Source organism: Pelovirga sp., assembly GCF_059864205.1.
Genome location: NZ_JCBCBS010000180.1, coordinates 1 through 23,600, shown reverse-complemented (window position 1 = coordinate 23,600; position 23,600 = coordinate 1). Strand labels below are relative to the sequence as shown.

26 protein-coding genes are annotated in these 23,600 nt (G+C 55.5%); 9 read left to right on the top strand and 17 right to left on the bottom strand.

Translation table 11 applies throughout. From position 1 onward, the window contains the following. Positions 1–398 precede the first annotated feature (398 nt). The 8 genes from AC6F7T_RS11510 (at position 399) to ccoS (ending at position 7,760) form a co-directional block, all read left to right on the top strand. Entirely contained in the window at positions 399–1,814 is a 1,416-nt protein-coding gene (locus tag AC6F7T_RS11510; RefSeq protein WP_500718987.1) for a cbb3-type cytochrome c oxidase subunit I, read from the top strand. Positions 1,815–1,817: 3 nt separating this feature from the next. Next, the gene (locus AC6F7T_RS11505) at positions 1,818–2,690 is read left to right on the top strand and encodes a cbb3-type cytochrome c oxidase subunit II (RefSeq protein ID WP_500718985.1); all 873 of its coding nucleotides are present in this window, start codon (positions 1,818–1,820) and stop codon (positions 2,688–2,690) included. Between the two features lie 2 nt (positions 2,691–2,692). Then, on the top strand, positions 2,693–2,833 hold the full coding sequence (locus tag AC6F7T_RS11500) for a cbb3-type cytochrome c oxidase subunit 3 (protein WP_500718984.1): 141 nt from the start codon (positions 2,693–2,695) through the stop codon (positions 2,831–2,833). Positions 2,834–2,877: 44 nt separating this feature from the next. Beyond that, entirely contained in the window at positions 2,878–3,363 is a 486-nt protein-coding gene (locus AC6F7T_RS11495; RefSeq protein ID WP_500718982.1) for a c-type cytochrome, read from the top strand. 14 nt (positions 3,364–3,377) lie between these two features. Continuing rightward, positions 3,378–4,673 carry a 4Fe-4S dicluster domain-containing protein gene (locus tag AC6F7T_RS11490; protein ID WP_500718980.1) on the top strand — a complete coding sequence of 432 codons (1,296 nt, stop codon included), beginning with the start codon at positions 3,378–3,380 and terminating at the stop codon, positions 4,671–4,673. Positions 4,674–4,743: 70 nt separating this feature from the next. Further along, on the top strand, positions 4,744–5,181 hold the full coding sequence (locus AC6F7T_RS11485) for a FixH family protein (RefSeq protein WP_500718979.1): 438 nt from the start codon (positions 4,744–4,746) through the stop codon (positions 5,179–5,181). A 3-nt stretch (positions 5,182–5,184) separates the two neighbouring features. Further along, on the top strand, positions 5,185–7,581 hold the full coding sequence (locus AC6F7T_RS11480) for a heavy metal translocating P-type ATPase metal-binding domain-containing protein (RefSeq protein ID WP_500718977.1): 2,397 nt from the start codon (positions 5,185–5,187) through the stop codon (positions 7,579–7,581). After that, complete coding sequence (gene ccoS / locus AC6F7T_RS11475; RefSeq protein WP_224746915.1) at positions 7,578–7,760, top strand: cbb3-type cytochrome oxidase assembly protein CcoS; 183 nt, start codon at positions 7,578–7,580, stop codon at positions 7,758–7,760. Before AC6F7T_RS11480 ends, ccoS begins: the two co-directional genes overlap by 4 nt. 51 nt (positions 7,761–7,811) lie before the next feature. Here the strand turns inward: ccoS and thyX are convergent, their stop codons facing one another. After that, the gene (gene thyX, locus AC6F7T_RS11470) at positions 7,812–8,723 is read right to left on the bottom strand and encodes an FAD-dependent thymidylate synthase (protein ID WP_500718974.1); all 912 of its coding nucleotides are present in this window, start codon (positions 8,721–8,723) and stop codon (positions 7,812–7,814) included. Positions 8,724–8,819: 96 nt separating this feature from the next. Here thyX and AC6F7T_RS11465 point away from each other — a divergent pair, with 96 nt between their 5' ends. Then, positions 8,820–9,218, top strand: a complete 399-nt coding sequence (locus AC6F7T_RS11465; RefSeq protein WP_500718972.1) for a tautomerase — start codon at positions 8,820–8,822, stop codon at positions 9,216–9,218. A gap of 20 nt (positions 9,219–9,238) precedes the next feature. Here AC6F7T_RS11465 and AC6F7T_RS11460 read toward each other — a convergent pair whose 3' ends face one another. The 16 genes from AC6F7T_RS11460 to AC6F7T_RS11385 all read right to left on the bottom strand — a co-directional run bounded on the left by AC6F7T_RS11460 (position 9,239) and on the right by AC6F7T_RS11385 (position 23,152). Next, entirely contained in the window at positions 9,239–10,573 is a 1,335-nt protein-coding gene (locus AC6F7T_RS11460; protein WP_500718971.1) for a peptidoglycan DD-metalloendopeptidase family protein, read from the bottom strand. A 409-nt stretch (positions 10,574–10,982) separates the two neighbouring features. Further along, on the bottom strand, positions 10,983–11,345 hold the full coding sequence (locus tag AC6F7T_RS11455) for a phosphoribosyl-ATP diphosphatase (RefSeq protein ID WP_500718969.1): 363 nt from the start codon (positions 11,343–11,345) through the stop codon (positions 10,983–10,985). A gap of 16 nt (positions 11,346–11,361) precedes the next feature. Continuing rightward, the gene (gene hisF, locus AC6F7T_RS11450) at positions 11,362–12,129 is read right to left on the bottom strand and encodes an imidazole glycerol phosphate synthase subunit HisF (protein ID WP_500718967.1); all 768 of its coding nucleotides are present in this window, start codon (positions 12,127–12,129) and stop codon (positions 11,362–11,364) included. Between the two features lie 38 nt (positions 12,130–12,167). Further along, complete coding sequence (locus AC6F7T_RS11445; protein WP_500718965.1) at positions 12,168–12,491, bottom strand: type II toxin-antitoxin system mRNA interferase toxin, RelE/StbE family; 324 nt, start codon at positions 12,489–12,491, stop codon at positions 12,168–12,170. After that, positions 12,479–12,736, bottom strand: coding sequence for a type II toxin-antitoxin system prevent-host-death family antitoxin (locus tag AC6F7T_RS11440; RefSeq protein WP_500718963.1), 258 nt, complete (start codon positions 12,734–12,736; stop codon positions 12,479–12,481). The genes AC6F7T_RS11445 and AC6F7T_RS11440 overlap by 13 nt, the downstream gene beginning before the upstream one ends. Before the next feature lie 76 nt (positions 12,737–12,812). Beyond that, positions 12,813–13,541 (bottom strand): 1-(5-phosphoribosyl)-5-[(5-phosphoribosylamino)methylideneamino]imidazole-4-carboxamide isomerase, encoded by a 729-nt coding sequence (gene hisA, locus AC6F7T_RS11435; protein ID WP_500718961.1) that lies wholly within the window; start codon positions 13,539–13,541, stop codon positions 12,813–12,815. Next, complete coding sequence (hisH, locus tag AC6F7T_RS11430; RefSeq protein ID WP_500718959.1) at positions 13,541–14,164, bottom strand: imidazole glycerol phosphate synthase subunit HisH; 624 nt, start codon at positions 14,162–14,164, stop codon at positions 13,541–13,543. Before hisH ends, hisA begins: the two co-directional genes overlap by 1 nt. A 201-nt stretch (positions 14,165–14,365) precedes the next feature. After that, the gene (gene hisB / locus AC6F7T_RS11425; protein ID WP_500718958.1) at positions 14,366–14,956 is read right to left on the bottom strand and encodes an imidazoleglycerol-phosphate dehydratase HisB; all 591 of its coding nucleotides are present in this window, start codon (positions 14,954–14,956) and stop codon (positions 14,366–14,368) included. Positions 14,957–15,186: 230 nt separating this feature from the next. Beyond that, on the bottom strand, positions 15,187–16,485 hold the full coding sequence (gene hisD / locus AC6F7T_RS11420) for a histidinol dehydrogenase (protein ID WP_500718956.1): 1,299 nt from the start codon (positions 16,483–16,485) through the stop codon (positions 15,187–15,189). A gap of 14 nt (positions 16,486–16,499) precedes the next feature. Then, a complete protein-coding gene (gene hisG / locus AC6F7T_RS11415) occupies positions 16,500–17,162 on the bottom strand; it encodes an ATP phosphoribosyltransferase (protein WP_500718954.1) in 663 nt (220 codons plus the stop codon). Between the two features lie 5 nt (positions 17,163–17,167). Then, a complete protein-coding gene (gene murA, locus AC6F7T_RS11410) occupies positions 17,168–18,421 on the bottom strand; it encodes a UDP-N-acetylglucosamine 1-carboxyvinyltransferase (protein WP_500718953.1) in 1,254 nt (417 codons plus the stop codon). Between the two features lie 3 nt (positions 18,422–18,424). Next, positions 18,425–19,276, bottom strand: a complete 852-nt coding sequence (prmC, locus tag AC6F7T_RS11405) for a peptide chain release factor N(5)-glutamine methyltransferase (protein WP_500718951.1) — start codon at positions 19,274–19,276, stop codon at positions 18,425–18,427. A gap of 3 nt (positions 19,277–19,279) precedes the next feature. Then, positions 19,280–20,347, bottom strand: a complete 1,068-nt coding sequence (gene prfA, locus AC6F7T_RS11400) for a peptide chain release factor 1 (protein ID WP_500718949.1) — start codon at positions 20,345–20,347, stop codon at positions 19,280–19,282. A gap of 114 nt (positions 20,348–20,461) precedes the next feature. Then, on the bottom strand, positions 20,462–20,665 hold the full coding sequence (rpmE, locus tag AC6F7T_RS11395; RefSeq protein WP_483877253.1) for a 50S ribosomal protein L31: 204 nt from the start codon (positions 20,663–20,665) through the stop codon (positions 20,462–20,464). Positions 20,666–20,782: 117 nt separating this feature from the next. Then, complete coding sequence (gene rho / locus AC6F7T_RS11390) at positions 20,783–22,030, bottom strand: transcription termination factor Rho (RefSeq protein ID WP_191155435.1); 1,248 nt, start codon at positions 22,028–22,030, stop codon at positions 20,783–20,785. A gap of 354 nt (positions 22,031–22,384) precedes the next feature. Then, on the bottom strand, positions 22,385–23,152 hold the full coding sequence (locus AC6F7T_RS11385) for a hypothetical protein (protein WP_500718946.1): 768 nt from the start codon (positions 23,150–23,152) through the stop codon (positions 22,385–22,387). Positions 23,153–23,600 lie beyond the last annotated feature (448 nt).

Genomic DNA, 23,600 nt, shown 5'->3' with positions numbered 1-23,600 from the left:
GATTGACCTGATCAAGCCATTTCTTGACATGGCCCAACTCAAAACACCGGAGAAATCGCAAGATCAGAACTAAAAAACGTAATTATTCAGCTGCCGTCCTTGGCGCAGGGTCGTTGGATCCTGCGGCAAGGGAAACAATCGCGTCCCTTGACATAGGATTCAAAGGCCCGGTGCTGAACAGACACCTTCTTTTTTGATTTACAAATATATTATCCTGTTTTTTTTGCAGCGTACCCTGTTGGATCACTGACCGTCACCACTTTGGTCTATTTTACCCTCAATGTAATTGACTTTCCCTCGTATTTCACTAAAATGGTCACGTTTATCATTCATTATTTTTTCTCTGCCACATTTATCTGACCATTGGATACATCTGCCAATCTGCGCTAGGAGGCCACATGGGAAAACCGCAATATCATACCGACATCGTCAAGAGCTTTGTCAACTGGAGCCTCGTCTGGGGTGTCGTCGCGGTGCTGGTCGGGGTGATTGTTTCGTTTCAGATGATCAATCCCGATCTGAACTACCCACCCTATCTCACCTTTGGCCGCCTGCGCCCGATTCATACCAATGCCGGCATCTACGGCTGGGGGGTGGGCACCATTTTCGCCATGTTTATTTACATGGTCCAACGACTATGCAAAACGCCGCTGTGGAGTCTCGGCCTGGCACGCTTCCAGCTGTGGTTGTTCAACGCCACCATTATCGCGGCAGCCGTCACCCTGCTTCTCGGCTACAACACCACCCTCGAATACCATGAAATGGAATGGCCCATCGACCTCATGATCGTCGTGCTGTGGGTCGCCTTTTCCATCAATATCATCATGACCATCATCAAACGCAAAGAAGAGCAGATGTATATCTCTTTGTGGTACATGATGGCAGCGCTTATCGGCGTTGCCATCCTGTTTACGGTCAACGCCCTCGCCGTTCCGGTCTCGGCCTTTAAATCCTATTCCATCTTTGCCGGCACCAACAGCGCCAATGTCCAGTGGTGGTTCGGTCACAACGCCGTGGCTATGGCCCTGACCGCGCCACCGTTAGCCATGTTCTACTATTTTCTGCCCAAGTCCACCGGGGTTCCCATCTACAGCCACCGGTTATCGATTATCGCTTTCTGGTCGCTGATCTTCATGTACCTGTGGACTGGTGCCCACCATCTACTCTGGACACCGATCCCCGACTGGATCCAGACCCTGGCCATGGCTTTTTCGATCATGCTGATCGCTCCTTCCTGGGGTTCGGTCATTAACGGCTATATGTCGATGAAGGGGCAGTGGCATCAGATGCGCGACAACTATCTGGTCAAGTTCCTGATTCTCGGCATCACTTTTTACGGATTACAAACGCTGCAGGGGCCGATGCAGGCAATCCGGAGCTTTTCAGCCTTCATTCACTATACCGACTGGGTTCCCGGCCACATTCACATGGGGACCATGGGGTGGGTCTCGCTGGTCAGTGTCGCCGGCATCTACTTCCTGTTACCGCGCATCTACGGACGCGAGGTTTACAGTATTCCGCTGGCCAACCTGCATTTCTGGCTGGTGGTTATCGGTCAGCTGATCTGGTCAACCAGCATGTGGATCGCCGGAGTGCTGCAGGCCGGCATGTGGAACGCCATGAACGCTGATGGCAGTCTCACTTACACCTTCACGGAAACCATGGTCGAGATGTATCCCTACTGGTGGATACGCGCGATTGGCGGCGTCATTTACCTGATCGGCATTCTGGTCTTTATCTACAACGTCTACATGACCGTGCAGAAAGGGAAAGAACCAGCCCCGAAACTGCTTGAAGTCGAAGGGAGGGCTTAAATCATGTGGGAAAAGAAACCGATTCTGCTGATGCTCATGGCCACCGCTGCCATTCTGGTCGGCACCACCATCACCATGATTCTGCCCTTTGTCTGGGTCAACACCGAGGCTGACCGCATTGAAGGGGTGACTCCCTACACCCCGCTGGAACAGGAAGGTCGTGATATCTACATGCGCGAAGGGTGCAACAACTGCCACACCCAGACCGTGCGCCCGCTGGTGGCCGAGGTTTTGCGCTACGGCGACTACTCAAAATCAGGCGAGTTCGTCTACGACCGCCCCTTCCTTTGGGGTTCCAAACGCACCGGTCCTGACCTGGCGCGTCTCGGCGGCAAGTACCCTGATGCCTGGCATTATCAGCACATGGAAACCCCGCGCTCGATCTTCCCGAAAACCAACATGCCGGCTTACGGCTGGTTGAGCAATAACGCCCTCAAGCCTGACAAAGTACGACGCAAGATGCAGGTGCTGGGATTCCCCCATAGCGAGACACAGATCGCTGAACTGGCAAGCAAAAATGAGATGGATGCGATCATTGCCTACCTGCAGAAACTCGGCAATGACATCCCCTGGCGCCAGACTGCCCGCACTGAAATCGTCGGCGAGTTGCGTAACCCCTTTGCCGGAGCGGATCAGGCCACCCTGGCCGCCTGGCAACCGCTGTTTCAGAGCAACTGCTCCGCCTGCCATGGTAACGCCATGCAGGGGGGCATCGGACCGGCACTGGTGGGCGACAACTACGACGAGGACATCCTCTTCCGCCTCATCTATGATGGCATTCCGGAGCAAGGCATGCCGTCGTTTGCCAACCTTGGAACCGAACGGGTCTGGCAGTTGGTCAATCTGATCAAGTATGACCGGTCGCCGGGCAACTGACCATGGATATGGCGTCCATTCTTTATCTGGCGGTGACATTTGGCCTCTTTGTCGTCTTTGTACTGATCGTCCGCAACACCTACCGGCGCAGGAACAAAGACGCAAAGGAAGCGCCGAAATACCGCATGATGGATGATGATTGATCCGTTTGTAAAAAGCCTTGAGAACAAGAGAAAGGTTGCAAAATATGAGTGCAAAAAAACATGACAACCATGATGAACATGCCGACGGTATCGTTGAAGATCGCAAACAGGTGCCGCCTTTATATTTCAAGATTCTTTTTTACGCACTGATCATCTGGGCGATCGGCTTCAGCGCCTACTATCTGCTCAGTGGCTGGAGCTCGGAAAAAGAATTCGATGAAAAAATGACCGCCTATCAGCAAACCTATACCCAGGCGGCACCGGCTTCGGCGGCAGCGGAAACCCCTGCAGCAACATCCACCGGCATCCATGCCGTCAACATTTACAATGCCAATTGTGCCTCCTGCCACGGCACGGGTGGTTCCGGCGGCTTTGCTACTGACCTGAGCGGTAACTATAGCTACGGCAAGGACGCTACCAGCATCCGCACCAGCATTGCCAATGGGCGTGGCTCGATGATGCCCGGATTTGCCGACACCCTCAGCGCTGCTGAAATAGATGCGCTGGCTAACTACCTGCTTAATCTTTAAGGAACTCTTGAGCGGTGGCTGCGTGCAGCCACCGCCAGCTCGCCATGCCCACCGGCCACAAGCATAAGCGCCCGCTACTTCTCGGCCCCTGGCGCAGAACCTTCCAGTGGTTAACCACCCTGACGATCATTCTGTTGCCGTGGATTCAGCCGGGGGGCGTGAGCCTGGTGCGCATCGATATCCCCAGCCTCAGCCTGCATCTGTTTGGCCAGGTACTGCGCATTCAGGAGCTCTACCTGCTGCTGCTTTTTATCCTCGCCACAGGTGCTGCTTTTTTGTTCATCACCCTGGTTTTCGGCCGCGTCTGGTGTGGCTGGGCTTGCCCGCAAACCACCCTGACCGATCTGGCGGAATGGCTGGCTCGCCGCTGCAAACTGAACATCCTCGCCAACCGCCTGCAGGGTGCGCTGGTTCACCAGATCGTGGCCCAGGTTATCTATCTGTTGCCGGCTCTGCTGGTCGCCGCCAACCTGCTCTGGTATTTCATCGAACCCCAGCGTTTTCTTGCCGGCCTGGTCTCCGGAACCCTGCACCCTGGGGTCCTGATCACCTTTCTGGTGATTACTGCCATCATCTACCTGGACCTGGCCCTGATCAGACGGCTGATGTGCCGCGAGTTCTGCCCCTATGGGCGCATCCAGTCCTCCTTTGTTGATCCGGCCACCCTGACCCTGCACTTGCCGGAGGAAGAAAAACCACGCTGTATCCGCTGTAATTCCTGCGTGCGCACCTGCCCGATGGGGATCGACATCCGCAACGGCTATCAGATCGAGTGTATCAACTGTGGCCGTTGCCTCGATGCCTGTCGGCAGATCATGGCCAAAAAGAACGAACCCGGGCTGATCTATTATACCTTTGGCGTTGACAACCGCGGTGCCGGTGCCCTGTTGAACCTGCGCGTATTGCTGCTCGCTGTGCTTCTGATCACCCTGTTCAGCGCCCTGACCTACGCCACCCTGGCACGGCCGAGAGCATCCCTGAAGGTCTCACTGGCACCGACAGCAGCCAGCACGATTGTTGCTGACCAGCAGGCTACGCTGTTCACTATATGGGTCAACAATCGCAGTAATGAACAACAGAAATATCACTTGCGAACGCTATCTTCTGCCGGCGCGATACTAGAGGTCAGGGGCCACACTGAAGATATCTCCGTCGCCGCCGGTGGCAACCAGCAACTGCGCTTGATCGTTATCACCCCTGTTGGCACGCAAGCATTCGTGGTAGAATTCCAGCTGCTCGACAACAATCTGCAGCAGGTTGCCACAGCTCAGGCCCACGTCAGGTCGACAAACAACCCGCAGATAAAATAGCGGCTCTGTAATCACAAACTAAAAATGAGTAAGCTTGCTTGCCGACCTTTTTCAGCGAAATGAGAAACCCATGACCAAACCCAGCCCCGCATTGCTCATCCCTTTGTTGCTCTGCTCTTTTCTGGCCTTTTCCAGTTGGGCCGCCTATCAGGCAGCCACTCGAGTCAGCGACGTCAGTGATCGCGGTTACTACAGCAAGGGGCTGAAGTACAACAGCACTCTTCTGGAAAAAAAAGCCGCCACCGTATTGGGCTGGGAATTGCGCAGCGAACTGATTGACGGTATGCTGATCCAGCATTTAACTGATCAGAACGGTGAGCCGGTAAGCGGCGCCAAGGGAATCCTGAAGTTGCAGCATCGAGAGGCACTGCTGACGGTTCCCCTGGAGGAGATAGATGCCGGTGTCTACCGTGGCCTGCTACCGCAACGGGCGGGTGAACACCTCATCAGAGCAGAGTTTGAGCGCGACGGTGCGCGGATTCTGCGGCACCTGCTGTTGACCATCTAAGTAATGCCCCCCGCCGCTGAATTGACATGCGTCCACTGCGCCGAAAAATTCCCCGCCGCTGATCTGGTCACCGCAAAGATCAACGACACGACTCACAGCTTCTGTTGTTACGGCTGTCGCGGCGCCTACCTGATTATCCGTGGCGCCGGCCTCGAGCACTTTTATCAGCGGCGCGACCGCCAGGCCGGGACCCTCAAGGAAGCCTTCAACTTACGTTTTGACGATGCCTATCTGGCACGCTTTGTCCGTCATCATGAAGCAGGGGAGGAGATCAGCCTGATTGTTGACGGCATTCGTTGCGCCAGTTGTGTCTGGCTGATTGAGCGGCTGCTGCTCAAACATCCGGCCATCCTGTCGGTACGGGTCAACTTTGCCACCCACCGGGTACTGATCCGCTTTACCGGCGCTGACATCAGTGCTGCCCAGATCTGCCGCAAGCTTGCCGACATCGGCTATCTGGCCCGCCCTTATACCTTTGACGAGCTGCAGCAATCAGCCCACCGTGAAATGCGCAGCCTGCTCATGCGCTTTGGAACGGCAGTTTTTCTGACCATGCAGTTAATGGGGTTTTCCCTGGCGCTGTATGCCGGTTATTTTCAGGGCATCGACCCCCAGACCAAAAGCATGCTGGAGTATTTTGCCGCCATCGTCACCACCCCGGTGGTTTTCTACTCCGGCTATCCCTTCCTGCGCGGCGCCTGGATCAGCCTGCGCAACTATCAGCCCAACATGGATCTGCTGATCGCCCTGGGTACTCTCTGTGCTTATTTTTACAGCCTCTATGCCATGGCTACTGACGCTGAGGTCTACTTTGAAACGGCAGCGATGATTATCACTCTGATTCTTGCCGGGCGCCTGATCGAGGCGGGAGCCAGACGCAAAGCCGCCGCCGGCATTGACCGGCTGCTCAAACTGGCGCCGACGCGCGCCCTGCGTTACGAGAATGACAGCTGGCAGGAGGTTGACAGCCAACAGTTGCAGCCTGGCGATCTCATCCAGCTCAAAGCCGGTGATCGCCTGCCGGTGGACGGCATCGTTGCCCGCGGTACCAGTGAGATTGACGAAGCTGCGGTTACCGGCGAACCCCTGCCGGTGCTGAAAGAACACGGCGCTCAGGTCGTCTCCGGCACCCTCAATCTCAACGGCACCATCGAGGTCAAGGTCACCTCGGCCGCCGCCGACTCCTTCCTCGCGCGCATGACCGCCATCGTTGAACGAGCGCAAACCGACCAGGCACCGATTCAGCGCCTTGCCGACCGGGTGGCCGGTGTTTTTATCCCGATCGTGCTGCTGATTGCCGCCGCCACCTTTATCTACTGGCACCTGCGTGATGGCGCCGCCCTGCTCAATGCCGTCTCGGTGCTGGTCGTCGCCTGTCCCTGCGCCCTGGGGCTGGCAACACCCACAGCGGTGATGATCGCCACCGGACGCGCGGCCGAAGCCGGGGTGCTGTTTCGTGGCGGCGATATTCTTGAGGCGGCTTCGCACATTAAAATCCTGGCTTTCGATAAAACCGGCACCATCACCATCGGGCGGCCCCAGGTTGTCGGGATCACCCTCAGCCATGGCAATGAACAGCAGTTACTGCAAGGACTGGCAGATGTCGAAGCAGGCAGCCGGCACCCCCTCGCGCGCGGCATTCTCAAGGAAGCGGCCCGGCGCGGCATCATCCCCGCCGCGGTTGACAAGTCCACCACCCATACCGGCCTGGGCATTGTAGCCTGGCAGGGCAACACCCATCTAATCGCCGGCAACCGGCGCTTTCTGAAAGAGCAGGGAATCGACCTGCCTGAGACCGCAACCGCCGGACGCAGCGAGGTGCATCTGGCCCGCGATGGCCGCTATATCGGCCTGGTCACCCTCGACGATGAGATCCGCCCTGATGCGCAACAGATGTTCAACGACCTGCAGCGACTCGGCTACACCAGTCTGCTGTTAACCGGCGATCGGGAAGATGTCGCCCGGCGTATCTGTTCACTCCTCGCCATTGATACCTGGCACGCGGAACTGACTCCGGAACAAAAAGCGCTGCAGATTGAACAGCTGGCACCGGCAGCAGTGATGATGGTGGGTGACGGGATCAATGACGCGCCGGCCCTGTCGAAGGCTACCATCGGCTGCGCCATTGCCGGCAGCACCGACATCGCGGTTGAAAGCGCTGATCTGATTCTGACCCGCCCGCACCTGGCCAACATTCCCTTTGCCCTGTGCCTCGCACAAAAGACCCTGGTCAACATCAAGCAGAATCTCGCCTGGGCTTTCAGTTATAATCTGATTGCCATCCCCCTGGCCGTCAGCGGCCTGCTGGCGCCGGTTTACGCGGCAGCGGCGATGGCGATCAGTTCGATCTGCGTACTGCTTAATTCCCTGCGCCTCAAGCGCCACGGACACCTGCCATGATGACTTCAACCATCCTGCTGATTTTTCTGTCCTTTTGTATCGGTACCGGGGTCTGGTTGTTTTTTCTCTATGCGGTTAAAAAGGGGGAGTTTGACGATATCGAAGGTCCCAAATACCGGATGCTGGATGACGATGATGTCGAGGAAAAGACAAAGGATGATGAGGTGGGTAAACTGTAGGGGCACGGCACGGCGCGCCGCGCCCCTGCAACATCATACGATTTTTTGTTCCTACCAGGGCGGTGTCAGCCCAAAACTTGCCAGCTTGACGGCAAATTCTTTGGCCTCCCGTGAAAGGATCCGGCGCTCTTCTTTGTGCTTAACCCAGCCGCTTTTTGCACACCAGCTGACCGCCATTTCCGTCTGCCTATTCACCACCAGGGCCAGCAGTTCCTGCTCCTGGCGCGACAGGGTCATCTGCCCGAAGCGATAATCCTGAAAGGCCTCCCAGGTCGCCGGCACCCAGGGCTTGACAATCTTTTCGCCGATGGTCTCGGCATAGCGGCGGATTTCCAGTTGGGCGTGGCTGTCCATGCGCAGGGCGAGAAAATGCAGCAGATTATGCAGATCAATCTGCCAGAAGGCTTCGGTGTAGGTGCTTAACGGCAAATCCTTACGCGCCTGCTCGCGGGCAACGCCGGCGTCGAGACGCTGCTGGTAGACTTCTTTGCTCAACTGGTGCAGTTCCTGCTCGGCAGCACTGAACTGTACGCCCTGCACATTGTCGAAAAATCCACTACTCCCCTGCTTATTGTCCTGCGCCTGCTGCCGCCAGCTGTCCGCCGGAGTCATCTGGGCGCGGTCGATGGCAATGGAATAGCGGGTACTGTACTCATTGACGCTGGCGGTGCGATGGCGAATCCACTGGCGCCAGGTATCCATCGGCACCCGCACATGGAGCTTGAGGATGCACATTTCAAAGGGGGTGGTGTGCTGATGGCGGAGCAGATAGCGGATCAGAGCGCGATCTTCGGACACCTTGCGGGTGCCGTCGCCGTAGGAAACCCGCGCCGCCTGAACGATGGAAGAATCATTCCCCATATAATCAACAACACGCACAAAGCCGTCGTCGAGTACGGGAAAAGCGTGACCAAGCAGTTTATCAAGATCCGGGCTGGATGGGCGTGTCAGTTGGGTTGTCACTTTGTCAAATCCTCTGGCTGGTGTTCAAATAAATAGGAACCATGTTATATCTAGCAGTCGACAGCACTCCCCCTTTTAACCAAAACGGAGAATTCTATGCCGCACCTGCAATTTGAAATCAATCGCCCCTTAGAAGATGCCGCCAAGATGACCTTTGCCGAGAAAGTCCGGCAACTGTTTTCTACCATCATGGATACCGGCACCGACCACATCAGTATCTCTATCCGTGAATTCGGCACCTACAACCTGTCAGTAGGTCGGGTCAACCAGCCGGAACAAGGAGTGGCCCTGGTCAACGCCGATATCCGCGAGGGGCGTACCATGGAAAAACGCCGCGAGCTGACCCTGGGTTTTATGCAACTGCTTCATGAGACCTGGGACATCCCTAAAGAGCACATGTACGTTACCCTCACCGAACACAAGGGGGAGGATTTTCACCTGTTCGAGCGCTACCTGGCAAGTTGGCAGGAAGGGGAAGATCCGCTGGCCGATTGATCGTAACCTCAGGATACGTTTTATTGACGGCTGGTTTCCAGCGCCGCAATCCGGTGACTGCCGTTTTCCATCACCGCGACCAGTTGCTCGACCAGTTGGTTAAAATCATTCCGCTTGTCTTTAGGAACAGAAGCCGACATCGGGATGTTCGCCGTGAGCGGATTGACCGGCCGACTGCGGACATGCAACTCAAAGTGCAGGTGAGGACCGGTAGATAATCCGGTATTACCGGAGAGGGCGATTCGATCGCCACGTTTTACCGTCTGGCCACGTTTTACCAGAATCCGATGGAGATGCAGATAGCGAGTCAAATACTGACTGCCATGCTGGATTTCAACATATTTACCGGCATAGGGATGATTCATCACCCGCGTGACAACGCCGTCACCGGTTGACAGGACCGGCGTACCGGTCGGCATGGCAAAATCAACCCCGTTATGGGGCCGGACCTGCCCGGTGACTGGATGCTTACGGGCGGGATTGAAGGAAGAACTGATGCGGTACTGCCCACCCGTCGGATAGCGCCGGAAGGCACGTGCCAGGCTCTCCCCTTTGGCATCATAGTAGCTGCCATCCTCAAACAGAAAAGCCGTGTGCTGGCGATTGCGGCGCACAATCCGCACCCCTTTGATCCGGCTCTGGCCGGTAAACTCATCGCCGACAAACTGCTGACTGCGCACCACCTGGAAACGGTCTCCGGCCTGGATATCCCGGGCGAAATTCAGATGATCGCGAAACAGGTTGGTAATGTTGGCGGTTTCCACTTCACTTAAACCGGCCCGCATGGCCGACAGATAAAAGCTGTCGTTGATCTCTGCGTCAATAAGCTGCTGTTTCCACGTCCCCGGATGGATAATTTCTTCGTAACCGAAATTGTTGTCATCAAAGCGTGAATATAGAACCTGCTTGCCCGGATGGATAAACAGCTCCATCCTCAGCAATCGTGATTTGTCGTCATCAAAAGTAAAGGTCAACTTTTGACCCGGGCGCAGCACATCAAGGGCCAGCAGCGACTCGTCAGCGGCAATAACCTGATACATGACGCTGTGGATGCCGAGTTGATTAAAGATGGTACTTAAGGTGTCACCGTTGGTGATCTGGTGGACAACGACAGGATCAACCGCCTCTTCAACCGGGGGTTCTTCAAGCAGCGCAGCCCCGGTATCACGACGTTCTTCACTGACCGGCTCCAATGCCGTATCAGTACCGGCCGGGAGGTTTTGACGCTGGCGGGGAATGGATACAAAATAGCCAAGCAGACCAATCAACACCAGCGCAACCAGACCGACTCGCAGCACGCGCTTGCGGCGTAAGGCCTTGCGTTCCTGAGATGATAAAATCCAGCTCGCATTCATAAATGACAACTCAATGGTTGTGTGGTCAAAAGATAGCGGAATCGATAGAAACCTCTAACCGCACATCTTACATGGAAGAGACGATCAATTCTACCCCTAAACTGACATTAGGCAGATCCCTGACGATACCGGTTTTTAGCACAAGAGGACGGCGCCTGGCAATCAGGGCCAATCGAAACCCATCAGGGCCTACTCACCTTAAGGTCCGGCGATTCTATCATGTCAAACTATTGTGTTGAGCAGGGGCAATCCCTGTTATGATTACAGTGGTTTTTTCTGGAAGCTGAATAATTACTTCATCCTGAAATTTAGCCACCAAGGCACCAAGGACACCAAGAAAACCAGGAGAGAAAAAGATCGTATCTGTTCAAGATGAATGGATTTGAAATCTGAAATTTGAAATTTGAGATCAGCTGTCTGATCCCTCAGACTGCTGTCGCGAAGCCTTCTCGTCGATACCGGAAATACCAAAACGCCGGCGCAGTTCGGTGTAGATTTTTTCCGGTGGCAGCTCGTAATAGCCAAGCAGCACCAGCAGATGAAAAATCAGATCAGCGGCTTCATAGACCACCTCATCAGGGTCTCCCCCTTTACCGGCAACGGCGGTTTCTGTTGCCTCCTCGCCGATTTTAGCAAGGATCTTGTCGAGCCCTTTCTCATACAGGGATTTTACGTAGGACTTTTCCCCGGCACCAAGCTGCTTGCGCTCAAGGATGATCTGATAGATCGCATCCAGGATGTGTTGTTGCGAAGCTGTATTTTCTGAATTCATGTGCTTCCTGCTTTCATCAGAGACGAACCACAACGCCATGCTCGTGCAGATAGTCTTTGCACTGGGCGATGGTATATTCCTTAAAATGAAAAATCGAGGCCGCCAGAGCCGCGCCGGCACCCCCTTCAACAAAACCGGCGCGGATATGCTCAAGGTTACCGACGCCGCCGGAGGCGATCACCGGAATAGTGACCGCATCACTGATCGTCCGGGTCAGGGCGATATCGTAGCCCTGCTTGGTACCGTCACAATCCATCGAGGTCAGCAGAATCTCGCCGCAACCGTAGTCTTCCATCTGCCTGGCCCAGGCAACGGCATCGATTCCCGTCGGCCGACGCCCACCGTGGGTGTAAACCTCCCAGGCCACAGGATCGCTGCCGGGCACGCGCCGCGCATCGATGGCTACAACAATGCACTGGCTGCCAAAGCGCTGTGCGGCTTCGCGCACCAGATCGGGGCGCTGGACCGCCGCTGTGTTGATCGATACCTTGTCAGCCCCGGCATTAAGCAGATTGCGGATGTCGGCAATTTCGCGCACCCCACCGCCCACCGTCAAGGGCATGAATACCCGTTCGGCGGTACGGGCAACAACATCGAGAATAATGCCGCGATTATCGCTGCTGGCGGTAATATCGAGAAAGGTCAGCTCATCCGCCCCCTGGGCGCAGTAGGCCTCAGCCGCCTCGACCGGATCACCGGCATCGCGCAGATCGACAAAATTGACCCCCTTGACGACCCGACCATCTTTCACATCGAGGCAGGGAATAATCCGTTTAGCGAGCATCAGGGTTTCTACCTTTTTCGTTTAGGGTGCTTGCGCTGTCAACTATTGAGGTCATTCATGGCTTCATGGTCGATCATAAACCTGCGCAGATCGGGCTCCTGGCGCATGACATATAAGATGATCACTTGATCTGCCTCGATCCGGTAGAAGATGCGACAAGAAGGAACCACAACCTCGCGATACTTCAAACCTGCCAATTCCGCCGGAATCCGTCCCGACTCAGGATAATCAGCCAAACGTGCAACCTTGGCAAAAACCAGAGCCACGAGCTTTTTAGCCGCTGATAGATTATTGATGGCGATATACTCAGCAACCTCATCAAGGTCGGCAAGAGCCGGTTCGGTCCAGATTATTTTAGCCATCGGCCCATCTTGTCGCGCGCTTCCTCATCGACAAGGACACGCCCTTCGAGCAACGCCTGTTCTCCCACAGCGATGCCTTCGAGAATCTGCATGCGCCGCTGCATAAACTCAAAATCCTCGACATCAACCAGATAGGCGGAAGGCCTGCCATGCTCGGTGATCAAGACCGGCTCTTTTGAATCATGAAGATCTGCCAGAATTTTGGTTGCCTGACGTTTCAGGTTGGTAACAAGCTCGACTTTCACAGGAAACCTCCATCTCGCCAAAGTGACACTATTCTATCACTTTACTTTCATGAACGCCAGACTTGTCAATCAGCCGTCAACGCCCTTTGGTCAAGGCGACAGCGGCACGCAGATCAAGGGCGCCGGTATAGATCGCCTTGCCGGTAATCACGCCGCTGACCCCCGATGCTTCGATGGCCAGCAGGTTGCGGATATCGGCCAGGGAGGAAACCCCGCCCGAAGCAATGACCGGAATACTGATCGATTCGGCCAGGGCCTTGGTCGCCTCAATATTGGGGCCCTGCATCATGCCGTCGCGGGCAATATCGGTGTAGATGATGGCCGCCACCCCGAACCCTTCCATCTCTTTGGCCAGCTCGGTTGCCTTTTTCTCGGTCACATCGGCCCAACCACGAATGGCCACCAGACCCTCTTTGGCATCGATACCGACCACAATCCGCCCCGGGAACAGACGGCAGGCCTCTTGCACCAGGGCCGGATTCTCCTTGGCGACAGTACCCAGAATCACCCGTTCGATCCCCAGCTCAAGGTAGGCTTCGATGGTTGCCAGATCACGGATGCCGCCGCCGAGTTCAGCCGGGATAGCGATGGCTGCGACAATTGCCTTGATCGCTTCACGGTTCTTCGGTACCCCGGCAAAAGCGCCATCGAGGTCAACGATATGCAGGTATTCACCCCCCTGCTCCTGCCAGATGCGCGCCTGGGCGGCCGGATCATCATGATAGACCGTATCCTTGTCCATCAGTCCCTGCTCAAGACGCACACAGCGCCCGTCTTTCAAATCGATTGCCGGTAGAATAATCACTACAAATCTCCAAAGTTGCGAAAAATCTTAAGGCCCAGGTCCTGACTTTTTTCCGGATGAAACTGGGTTGCCATGATGTTGTCACGCCACAGGGACGCACAGAATTCAATAGCGCCATAGCGACAGCTCGCTGCGATATCCTCCTGCCGCTGGGCAGCGCAATAGTAGGAATGGACAAAATAGACGTAACTGCCGTCGGCAATCCCCTTGAACAGGGGGGAGGGTTTGCGCAGTTCCAGGGTGTTCCACCCCATGTGCGGCACCTTGAGACGTTCCCCCCGCTCAACCATGTCAGCAGGAAAACGCACCACCCGCCCGGGAATCAACCCCAGCCCCTGGTGGCGGCCAAATTCCTCACTCTCGTCAAACAGCATCTGCATCCCGACACAGATACCGAGCAGCGGCTTGCCCTTGTCAATATGTTCGAGCAACGGCGCAACAAAACCACCCTGGCGCAGATTGTCGATACAATCGCGAAAGGCGCCGACCCCCGGCAGCACGACCTTATCAGCGCTTACGATATCCCGTGGATCGCCACTGATCCGCGCTTTTAAACCCAACCGTTCAAAGGCATTGGCAACACTGCGCAGATTGCCCATTTCATAGTCGATAATGTTGATCATTGTTCAACTGTCCACTCTTAAGTATCCAGCAACATTGCAGGCAGGGCTTGTGGTTTCCATGACGAGGGTGTCTGTCGCCATGGATGGCGACAGTCAAGCGGCCATGGATGGCCCAAAGGAAACTGTCGCGTCCCTCGGATTGGATGCCACAAGACCGGCCTGCAAATGCAGTAGCTGCCCGTCAATTGGCACAGGTCAATATCACTCCAATGTGCCCTTGGTCGACAACACCCCCTCGATCCGTGGATCGATACTGGTGGCTTCATCCAATGCCCGGCCGAAGGCCTTGAAAATCCCCTCAATAATGTGATGCAGATTGTCGCCATAGGCCAGATTGACGTGGATGTTGGCGCCGGAGTGATTGCAGAAAGCGACAAAGAACTCCTCGACCAGTTCGGTATCGAATTCACCAACCTTGGCTTTGGGCAGATCAACATGAAACACCAGAAACGGGCGGCCGGAAAAATCGATCACCACCGAAGCCAACGCCTCATGCATCGGCATGGTCGCCCGGCCGAAACGCCGTACCCCGACCTTGTCGCCCAGGGCCTTCTTGAAGGCTTCACCGAGGACAATGCCGATATCTTCCACCGTGTGATGAGCGTCAATCTCGATGTCGCCCGACGCCTTAACGCTCAGGTCAAAAAACCCATGACGCGCCACCGCACTGAGCATGTGATTAAAAAAAGGCACCGGACTGTCGATCTGATGCCGGCCACTACCGTCAAGATTCAAGGTGAGACGGATGGAGGTTTCCTTGGTTTGCCGCTCAATCGTGGCTGATCTGGTCATAATATCCTCTTTTCGAAACTTACATTCTTTACCACTGAGACACAGAGTTTTTTAAAATCATAAGCCTTTTACAAAAGCCCCTTTATTCGTCATTCCCAAAGCCTTTCTTGGTGCTCTTGGAGCCTTGGTGGCTAACAAAAAAACTATAAAATATTGCCACCAAGGCACCAAGGGCTCCAAGAGGAACAAAAACTCATAAAGCTTTTCTCTGTGTCTCAATGCCTCTGTGGTTAATCTGGATCATGCAACCGCAACGACACCGATCGCCCGTGCGCCTCTAACCCTTCCAGCTCGGCGAGATGAACAACATCTTTGCCCAGCCGTTTAAGGCCAGCGGCAGAGAACGAGATAATACTCGATTTCTTGACGAAATCCTCCACCGACAAGGGGGAGAAAAAACGTGCGGTGCCGCCGGTGGGCAGGGTGTGGTTCGGTCCGGCCAGATAATCACCAGCCGCTTCGGGGGTATGGTGCCCCATGAAAATGGCTCCGGCGTGGCGGATTTGGGGCAGGATGGCAAAAGGATCGGTAACTGCCAGCTCGAGGTGTTCGGGGGCGATGCGGTTGGAGAAACGGATCGCTTCAGCCAGATCAGCAGCAATAATGATCGCACCATAAGCGTCAATCGACTTGCGCGCGATACTCTCACGCTGCAGCTGCTGCAGCTGTTTTTCCACCTGTTGCTGCACCGCCAGAGCCATCTGTTCGCAGCTGGTGACCAGCACCGCCGAGGCCAGCTCATCGTGTTCCGCCTGGGACAGCAGATCAGCAGCAATGTGGGCAGGGTTGCCGCGGCCGTCGTTGATAACCAGAATCTCGCTCGGCCCGGCGATCATATCGATACCGACCTGGCCGAAGACCTGTTTTTTTGCCGTCGCCACATAGATATTGCCCGGCCCGGTGATCTTGTCGACCCGCGGCACACTGGCGGTTCCATAAGCCAGGGCTGCCACCGCCTGAGCCCCACCGATCCTGAAAATCCGGTCAACCCCGGCGATGGCAGCCGCTGCCAGCACGTAGGGATTAGCCTCGCCACCCGGCATCGGCACGGTCATGATGATTTCGGAAACTCCCGCCACCTTGGCCGGGATGGCATTCATCAGCACCGAGGAGGGGTAGGCCGCTTTACCGCCAGGCACATAGATACCGACGCGCTCTAACGGAGTGACCATCTGACCGAGGAGCACGTCATCTTCTTCGGTTGACAGCCAGGTCTGCTGTTTCTGCTTCTGGTGGTAAGCGCCAATGCGCCGGGCCGCAAGTTCCAGCACGGCCAGGGAACGGGGGTCGATAGAGGCTTTAGCTGCGGCCATTTCTTCCGGTTTCACCTCGATAGTCGCAGCCGATAACTGCAAGCGGTCGAAGCGTGCGGTCAGTTCAAAAACCGCCTCGTCCCCCCGCTGACGCACAGCGGCAATAATCTCTTTGACCGTCTCTTCAATACCGGCCGGTATCTCATCCGCGCGCTCTTCAATGCGGCGAAAGCGCTCGTAAAAATCGCTATCGCTGAACCTCAATATGTTGATCATCCCATGCTCCGTCGCTATTGCGAAATCCTCACCTCATCACCGATCACCTTTTCCAGACCATCGATAATCGCCCTGATCCGCTGATGTTTGGTCTTTAAGCTGGCGCGATTAACAATCAGGCGACTGGTAATTTCAGCGATGGTTTCTACCTCTACCATGTTATTGGCTTTGAGAGTACCGCCGGTGGACACCAGATCGACGATACGCTCGGATAAACCGACCAGGGGGGCCAGCTCAATGGAACCATAGAGCTTGATCAGCTCAACCTGAATGCCACGGGCGGCGAAATAGCGCTCGGTGATATTCGGGTATTTGGTGGCGACACGGATATTGGACCAGTTCAGCGGATTGTCGGAATCTTCCAGCCCCTTGGGTTCAGCCACCACCAGGCGGCAGTAACCGAACTTGAGGTCGAGGGGCTCATAGAGCTTCTTCCCCTGCTCAAGCAGGGTATCCTTGCCCACCACCCCGAGATCGGCACAACCGTATTCCACATAGGTCGGCACGTCGGTGGCGCGCACCGCCATAAAGCGCAGCTTCAGTTCAGGATTCTCGAACACCAGCTTGCGGCTGTTCTCGTTCATCTCCGGACAGGTGATGCCGATCTTGCTGAACAGCTCCATCGAATCCTGCATAATCCGCCCCTTGGGCAGGGCAAAGGTAATCCAGTCATTCATCAGCATTACTCCCGTTCACGCCGGATGCGGGCACCCAGCGTCGCCAGTTTTTCCTCAATCCGTTCGTAACCACGATCAAGATGATAAATCCGCGACACTTCTGTCGTGTTCTCAGCCGCCAGCCCGGCCAGAATCAGCGAGGCACTGGCGCGCAGATCGGTCGCCATCACCGGAGCGCCGGTCAACTGTTTAACCCCGCGAATCATCGCACTGTTGCCATCAATCCGGATATCCGCACCCATGCGCTGCAATTCACAGACATGCATAAAACGATTTTCAAAAACCGTCTCCGCTATCCGGCTGCTGCCCTCGGCGAGGGTCATCAGGGCCATGAACTGGGCCTGCATATCGGTCGGAAAACCAGGAAAAACGCTGGTACGGATGTCGACGGGCGTCGGCTTCTTCGGCCCAATGACCCGTAAGGCATCGCCCTCTTCATTAATGCGCACGCCGGCCTCAATCAATTTGCTGATCAAGGCTTCAAGATCCTTACGCAGCGCCCCCTGAACCAGGACATCGCCGGCGGTCATAGCGGCGGCAATCATAAAGGTACCGGCTTCAATGCGGTCGGGGATCACCTGACAATGGAGGGGATCCAAACGATCAACACCCTGGATGTGGACGATGGCGGTACCGGCGCCTTCAATCTTGACCCCCATGCTCATCAGCGCGTGCGCCAACTGCACCACTTCCGGCTCGCGCGCGGCGTTTTCCAGCACCGTTTCCCCTTGCGCCAGGGCCGCTGCCATCAGCAGATTTTCCGTCCCCCCGACCGTCGGCATATCGAAAGAAATCCGCGCACCGCGCAAGCGTGGCGCAGTGGCCTCGACATAGCCGTGGTCGATACGGATCTTCGCCCCTAAAGCTTCGAGCCCTTTCAGATGCAGATTGATCGGCCGCGCACCAATGGCACAGCCGCCGGGCAGACTGACCCGGGCATGGCCGCAGCGCGCCAGCAGCGGCCCCAACACCAGCACCGAGGCACGCATGGTTTTAACCAGGTCATAGGAGGCTTCAATGCTCTGGATGCGCCGACTATCGATGCGGCAACGGTGATCGCCCAGGGTCACCCCGGCGCCCAGCTCACCCAACAGTTTGACGGCGGTGCTGATGTCACGCAGTTCCGGTACATTGCTGATCTCGCTCACCCCATCGCTCAACAGGGTTGCGAACAGCAGCGGCAGGGCAGAATTTTTCGCGCCACTGACCTGAACCTCACCGCGCAGGGGCACACCGCCATTGATTACAATTTTATCCACGAATCATCCGTTCCTTTGGCCGCCGACAACCCGTGGATGACCACCGTAGTCGTGACGTAAAAATAGCTCGGTCAAGCCCGCTGCTGCGAACAAGGCCGTGACGACATCACCTTGATCGGCGCCGATTTCCACCACCAGCCAAGCGCCGGGGTTGAGGCAGGCTTGGGCCTGAGCGGTCAGACGACGATAACAATCAAGCCCGTCAGCTCCGCCCAGCAGCGCCAGTGCCGGTTCATAATCGCGGACTTCCGGCATCAACTCATCCCACTGTGCTGTCGGGATGTAGGGGGGATTAGACACAATCAGGTCAAACCGCCGTTCCGGCAAGGTGGCCAGATCGCCGACAAGCAGTTGGCCACGTTTTTCCAACGCATGTGCAGTAAGATTGTGCCGGGCAATGTCCAAAGCTGCCGGCGAGATATCCATGCCGACCCCCTGCCAGCCGGGCAATTCCTTGAGCAGACTGATAAGGATAGCGCCACTGCCGGTCCCGACATCAAGCATGGCACCCTTGGCAGCGCAACGCTTGAGGGCTTCCTCCACCAACACTTCGGTATCGGCGCGCGGTACCAGCACCGCCGGCGTCACCTTAAGCGACAACGACCAGAATTCGGTGCTGCCAAGCAGATATTGCAAAGGTTCGCGCTGACCACGACGCTTAACCAGCGGCCGAATCGCCCCCAGTTCGCTGGTTGTCAGCGGCCGGTCATAATTCAGATAGAGGCCAACCCGGTCAAGACCAAGCTGGTGGGCAAGGAGCAACTCAGCGTCAAGGCGCGGATTGTCGATCCCCTTGTCGCTAAAGTAACCGCTCATCCAACGCAGCAGTTTCAGCAATGTCCAGCTTTCACTCAACCGTTACGACTCCTGGTGGCTCATCAACCGGGTCTGATGGTCGGCAATGAGGGCCTCAATAATTTCATCCACATCCCCCTGCATGATCGCCTCAAGCTTGTACAGGGTCAGACCGATGCGGTGATCAGTACAGCGCCCCTGGGGGAAGTTATAGGTACGAATCCGCTCAGAGCGATCACCACTGCCAACCTGGCTCTTACGATCAGCGGCAACTTCGGCCTGCTGCTCGCGCTGCATCTGCTCATAGATGCGCGATTGCAGCAGTTTAAGCGCCTGCGCCTTGTTTTTATGCTGAGACTTTCCCTCCTGGCAGGCAACAACGACGCCGGTAGGGATATGGGTCAAGCGCACCGCCGATTCGGTTTTATTGACATGCTGGCCACCGGCACCGGACGAGCGGTACAGGTCGATGCGTAAATCGGCCGGGTTGATCTCGATATCGACATCCTCAACCTCGGGCAGAACCGCCACAGTACAGGCTGACGTGTGGATTCTCCCTTGTGTTTCCGTATCCGGCACGCGCTGCACCCGATGGGTGCCGCTTTCAAACTTCAAACGCGAGTAGACCCGCTCACCGCTGATCTGGGCGATCACCTCTTTAAAACCGCCGCCGTCGGTTTCCGACAGGCTCATCAGCTCCACCTTCCAGCGATTGCGCTCGGCATAGCGACTGTACATGCGGAACAGGTCGGCAGCAAACAGGGCGGCTTCGTCACCACCGGTACCGGCACGAATCTCAAGAATGATGTTTTTTTCGTCGTTGGGGTCTTTGGGCAGTAACAGCAGCCGCAGCTCTTCCTCGATCTGCTCCTGCTGCGCTTCCAGTTGTTCCAGTTCAGCCGCAGCCAGCTCCTTCATCTCCGGATCGCTGTCGCCAAGCAGTTCCTGATTGTCAGCAATGTCGCAACAAACCTGCTTATAGCGCTGGTAGACCGCGACCACTTCGCTGAGATCAGCGTGCTCTTTGCTCAGCTGCCGATAGCGCTTCTGATCGGCAATCACCTTCGGCTCAGAGAGCAGCCCTTCGACCTCACGAAAACGATCTGCTACATCTTCCAGATTGGCAAACATAGGATTCTTTCACACCGCTGAGGAAGGTGAAGGCACTGCCGGCACAATCATCCGGCGGCACCATAAAAAAAAGCGGCCCCTTGACCCGGGCCGCTTTTTCAAGATCTTACCCGATTACTTCTGGGCGTACTTCTTGCGGAAGCGTTCGATCCGACCGGCGGTATCAATCAGCTTCTGCTTACCGGTATAAAACGGATGGCAGGCCGAACAGATTTCCGTGTGGATTTCCTTACACAGGGTTGAGCGGGTTTCAAAGGTGTTGCCACAGTCACAGCGTACCGGGCTCACATCGTACTTGGGGTGGATTCCTTCTTTCATCGTTTTTCTCCTTGTCGACCTGGCTTGGGTACAGGCCGGTAAAATTGCCATAAACAATTGGTCTTGATAGCACTTATTAGCAGGTGCGGGCAAGCATTTTTCTGTCAAGAACCGCCCTTACTGATTCATCGAGTCGAGAAACTCCTGATTGGTTTTGGTTTCCGCCATCTTTTCCAGCAGAAACTCCATCGTGTCGACGGTATTCATCGATGTCAGCACCTTACGCAACAGCCAGATACGCTGCAAATGGCTTTCATCAACCAGCAACTCTTCGCGGCGGGTACCGGAGCGATTGATATCCATGGCCGGGAAGGTGCGTTTGTCAGCCAGACGGCGGTCAAGGTGCAGTTCCATGTTACCGGTGCCCTTGAACTCTTCGAAAATAACCTCGTCCATCTTGCTGCCGGTATCGATCAGAGCGGTAGCAATAATGGTCAGGCTTCCCCCCTCTTCAATATTACGCGCGGCACCAAAAAAGCGCTTCGGTTTATGCAGAGCGTTTGCGTCCACCCCACCGGAGAGAATCTTGCCGCTGGAAGGGACGATGGTATTATAGGCGCGCGCCAGGCGGGTAATGGAATCGAGCAGAATCACCACGTCGCGTTTATGCTCGACCAGGCGCTTGGCCTTTTCTATGACCATCTCGGCAACCTGGACGTGACGGGTCGCCGGCTCGTCAAAGGTCGAGGAAATTACCTCACCATTGACGTTGCGCTGCATATCCGTTACCTCTTCCGGGCGCTCATCAATCAGCAGCACAATCAGAAAAACCTCAGGGTGATTGGTGGCGATGGAGTTGGCGATATTCTGCAGCAACACCGTCTTACCGGTGCGTGGCGGAGCGACAATCAGACCGCGTTGCCCTTTACCGATGGGTGCGAGCAGATCCATCACCCGGGTTGCTTTGTTGTCAGGGGAGGTTTCAAGGATCAGGCGTTCTTCGGGATAAAGAGGGGTAAGATTATCGAAAAAGGTTTTTTCGCGCATCTTGACCGGATTCTCAAAGTTCACCTCAGAGACCTTGAGCAGGGCGAAGTAACGCTCCCCTTCCTTGGGCGGACGAATCTGCCCCGACACCGTATCGCCGGTACGCAGGGCGAAACGGCGAATCTGCGACGGCGAAATATAAATATCATCAGGCCCGGGCAGATAGTTGGCATCCGGTGCCCGTAAAAAACCGAAACCATCAGGCAGGATTTCCAGCACCCCTTCGCCAAAAATGGCGTTCTTCTGGGCTGCGGTAGCCTTGAGAATATTGAAGATCAGATCCTGACGGCGCATACCGCCAATTTCTTCCAGGCCAAGTTCCTTGCCCAAAGCAATCAGATCCGTCATTTTCTTTTGTTTCAGTTCTTTCAGATTCATAAAAGGCTCTCCGGTATTGACCGACAGGACAGGTGCCGACGACATATCTGTGATACCTGCAACAACAGGCCGCAACAGATCGGTTTAAAACTGTAGGGGTGGGTTTTATTAATTTGTCAGTGTGTAAGTCAGGGCTCTTTTTGGTCCAGGTTTGTATGCTGTCGATGGTTGGTCTATTTATCATTAGAAGAAGTACAACAGGATTTATGTAAGCGATTTTATATAAGCAACAACTGCAATCGACGCAGGGAAGTTAAAGCGGGCAGGTAGCTTAAATTTTCGCGCTTTTTGTGCTTTTACCCGCTTTATCATCACTTGTCAACCAGTAAAGATGCTATGTTGCGCCGCAAAAGGTTAGCGGAGCGAGTCAAGCAGCCCCGGACTGATCGCCGAAACGAGTTTTGAAAAAAGTTCACGGTACATACGTGAGGGTTCAGCAGCCTCGCCTGCGCCGTCGGCAATAATACGCTCAGCACCGGCAACACTGATGTTTTTCACATGAACCTGGTTGGTACGATTGTAGTGCGCCTCATCAAAATCCGGATATTGCAGATTGACCGCCGGATAACTGTCCGCACCGGTTAACTCCCAGAGAATCTTACCGTCACGGTCAACCACACTGGCTGTCGCCTGAATACTGCTGTAGGTTGTGCGCAAACTTTCCAATTTGGTGCGCGAACGCCGGTTTTCCTCAATCTGCTCACCGGAAAAGACCACGATCAGCAGCGCATCAACAACATTCTGCCGCGTCAGGGCCGACACTGTTGCGGGGTCAAACTGATAGCCCAACGGGCGACCAATGTCATCGTAAGTGCCGCCACCAGCCAGCAGCGACAGGCCCGTCATAGCGGGATTAATGTCGAGGGGGCGCACATCAAAATAGCCTTTTTTCGCCCGCAATTGTTCCGTCAGCAGATAGTGCTTGTTCTGCGCCGAGGACTCAAGCAGATGGTAAACCTCAGCGCTGTCGGGATAATTCATCGGTCTGCTGTCGACCAGAATCGGCACCACCCCCAGCACCTGTACGCGCGACTGATATTCACGCTTGGGAATATTGTAGGACCCGCTGCTGCAGGCACCAAGGAACGACAGGGCACCTATTACAAAAAACATTCTTTTCATTTCATTCTCCGTTAATGAAAAATCGAAATTATTGAGCTATGGCCTTGCACAGGGTTTTTGGGTCCTGTGGCAAGGGTGTCCTGTCGCCATGGACGGCGACAGCAAGCGGTCATGGATGACGAAAAGCGTCCCTTGACATAGGATCCAAAGATCCGGTGCTGAACAGTTACAAAAATTCAACTGGACTGTTGAGCTGAAACCTTGCCGCAGGATCGTGGACCTTCCCTCACAGCAAAGAATAACCTCATTCTGCCGAAAAACAAAGCCACTCAGAAATGCAGTGGCCGATTTTCCCGCCCGATACAGTTAATGGAAAAGTTCTCAAGCCCCCAGCCCAAAACCTCCTGTGGCGTTGCATCGACCAGTTCCGGCGGCGGGGTCTGACCAAGAAAATCGAGAGCCCGCCACAACTGAACGGCACCATTGACCTGGTTGATCAGGGTATAAT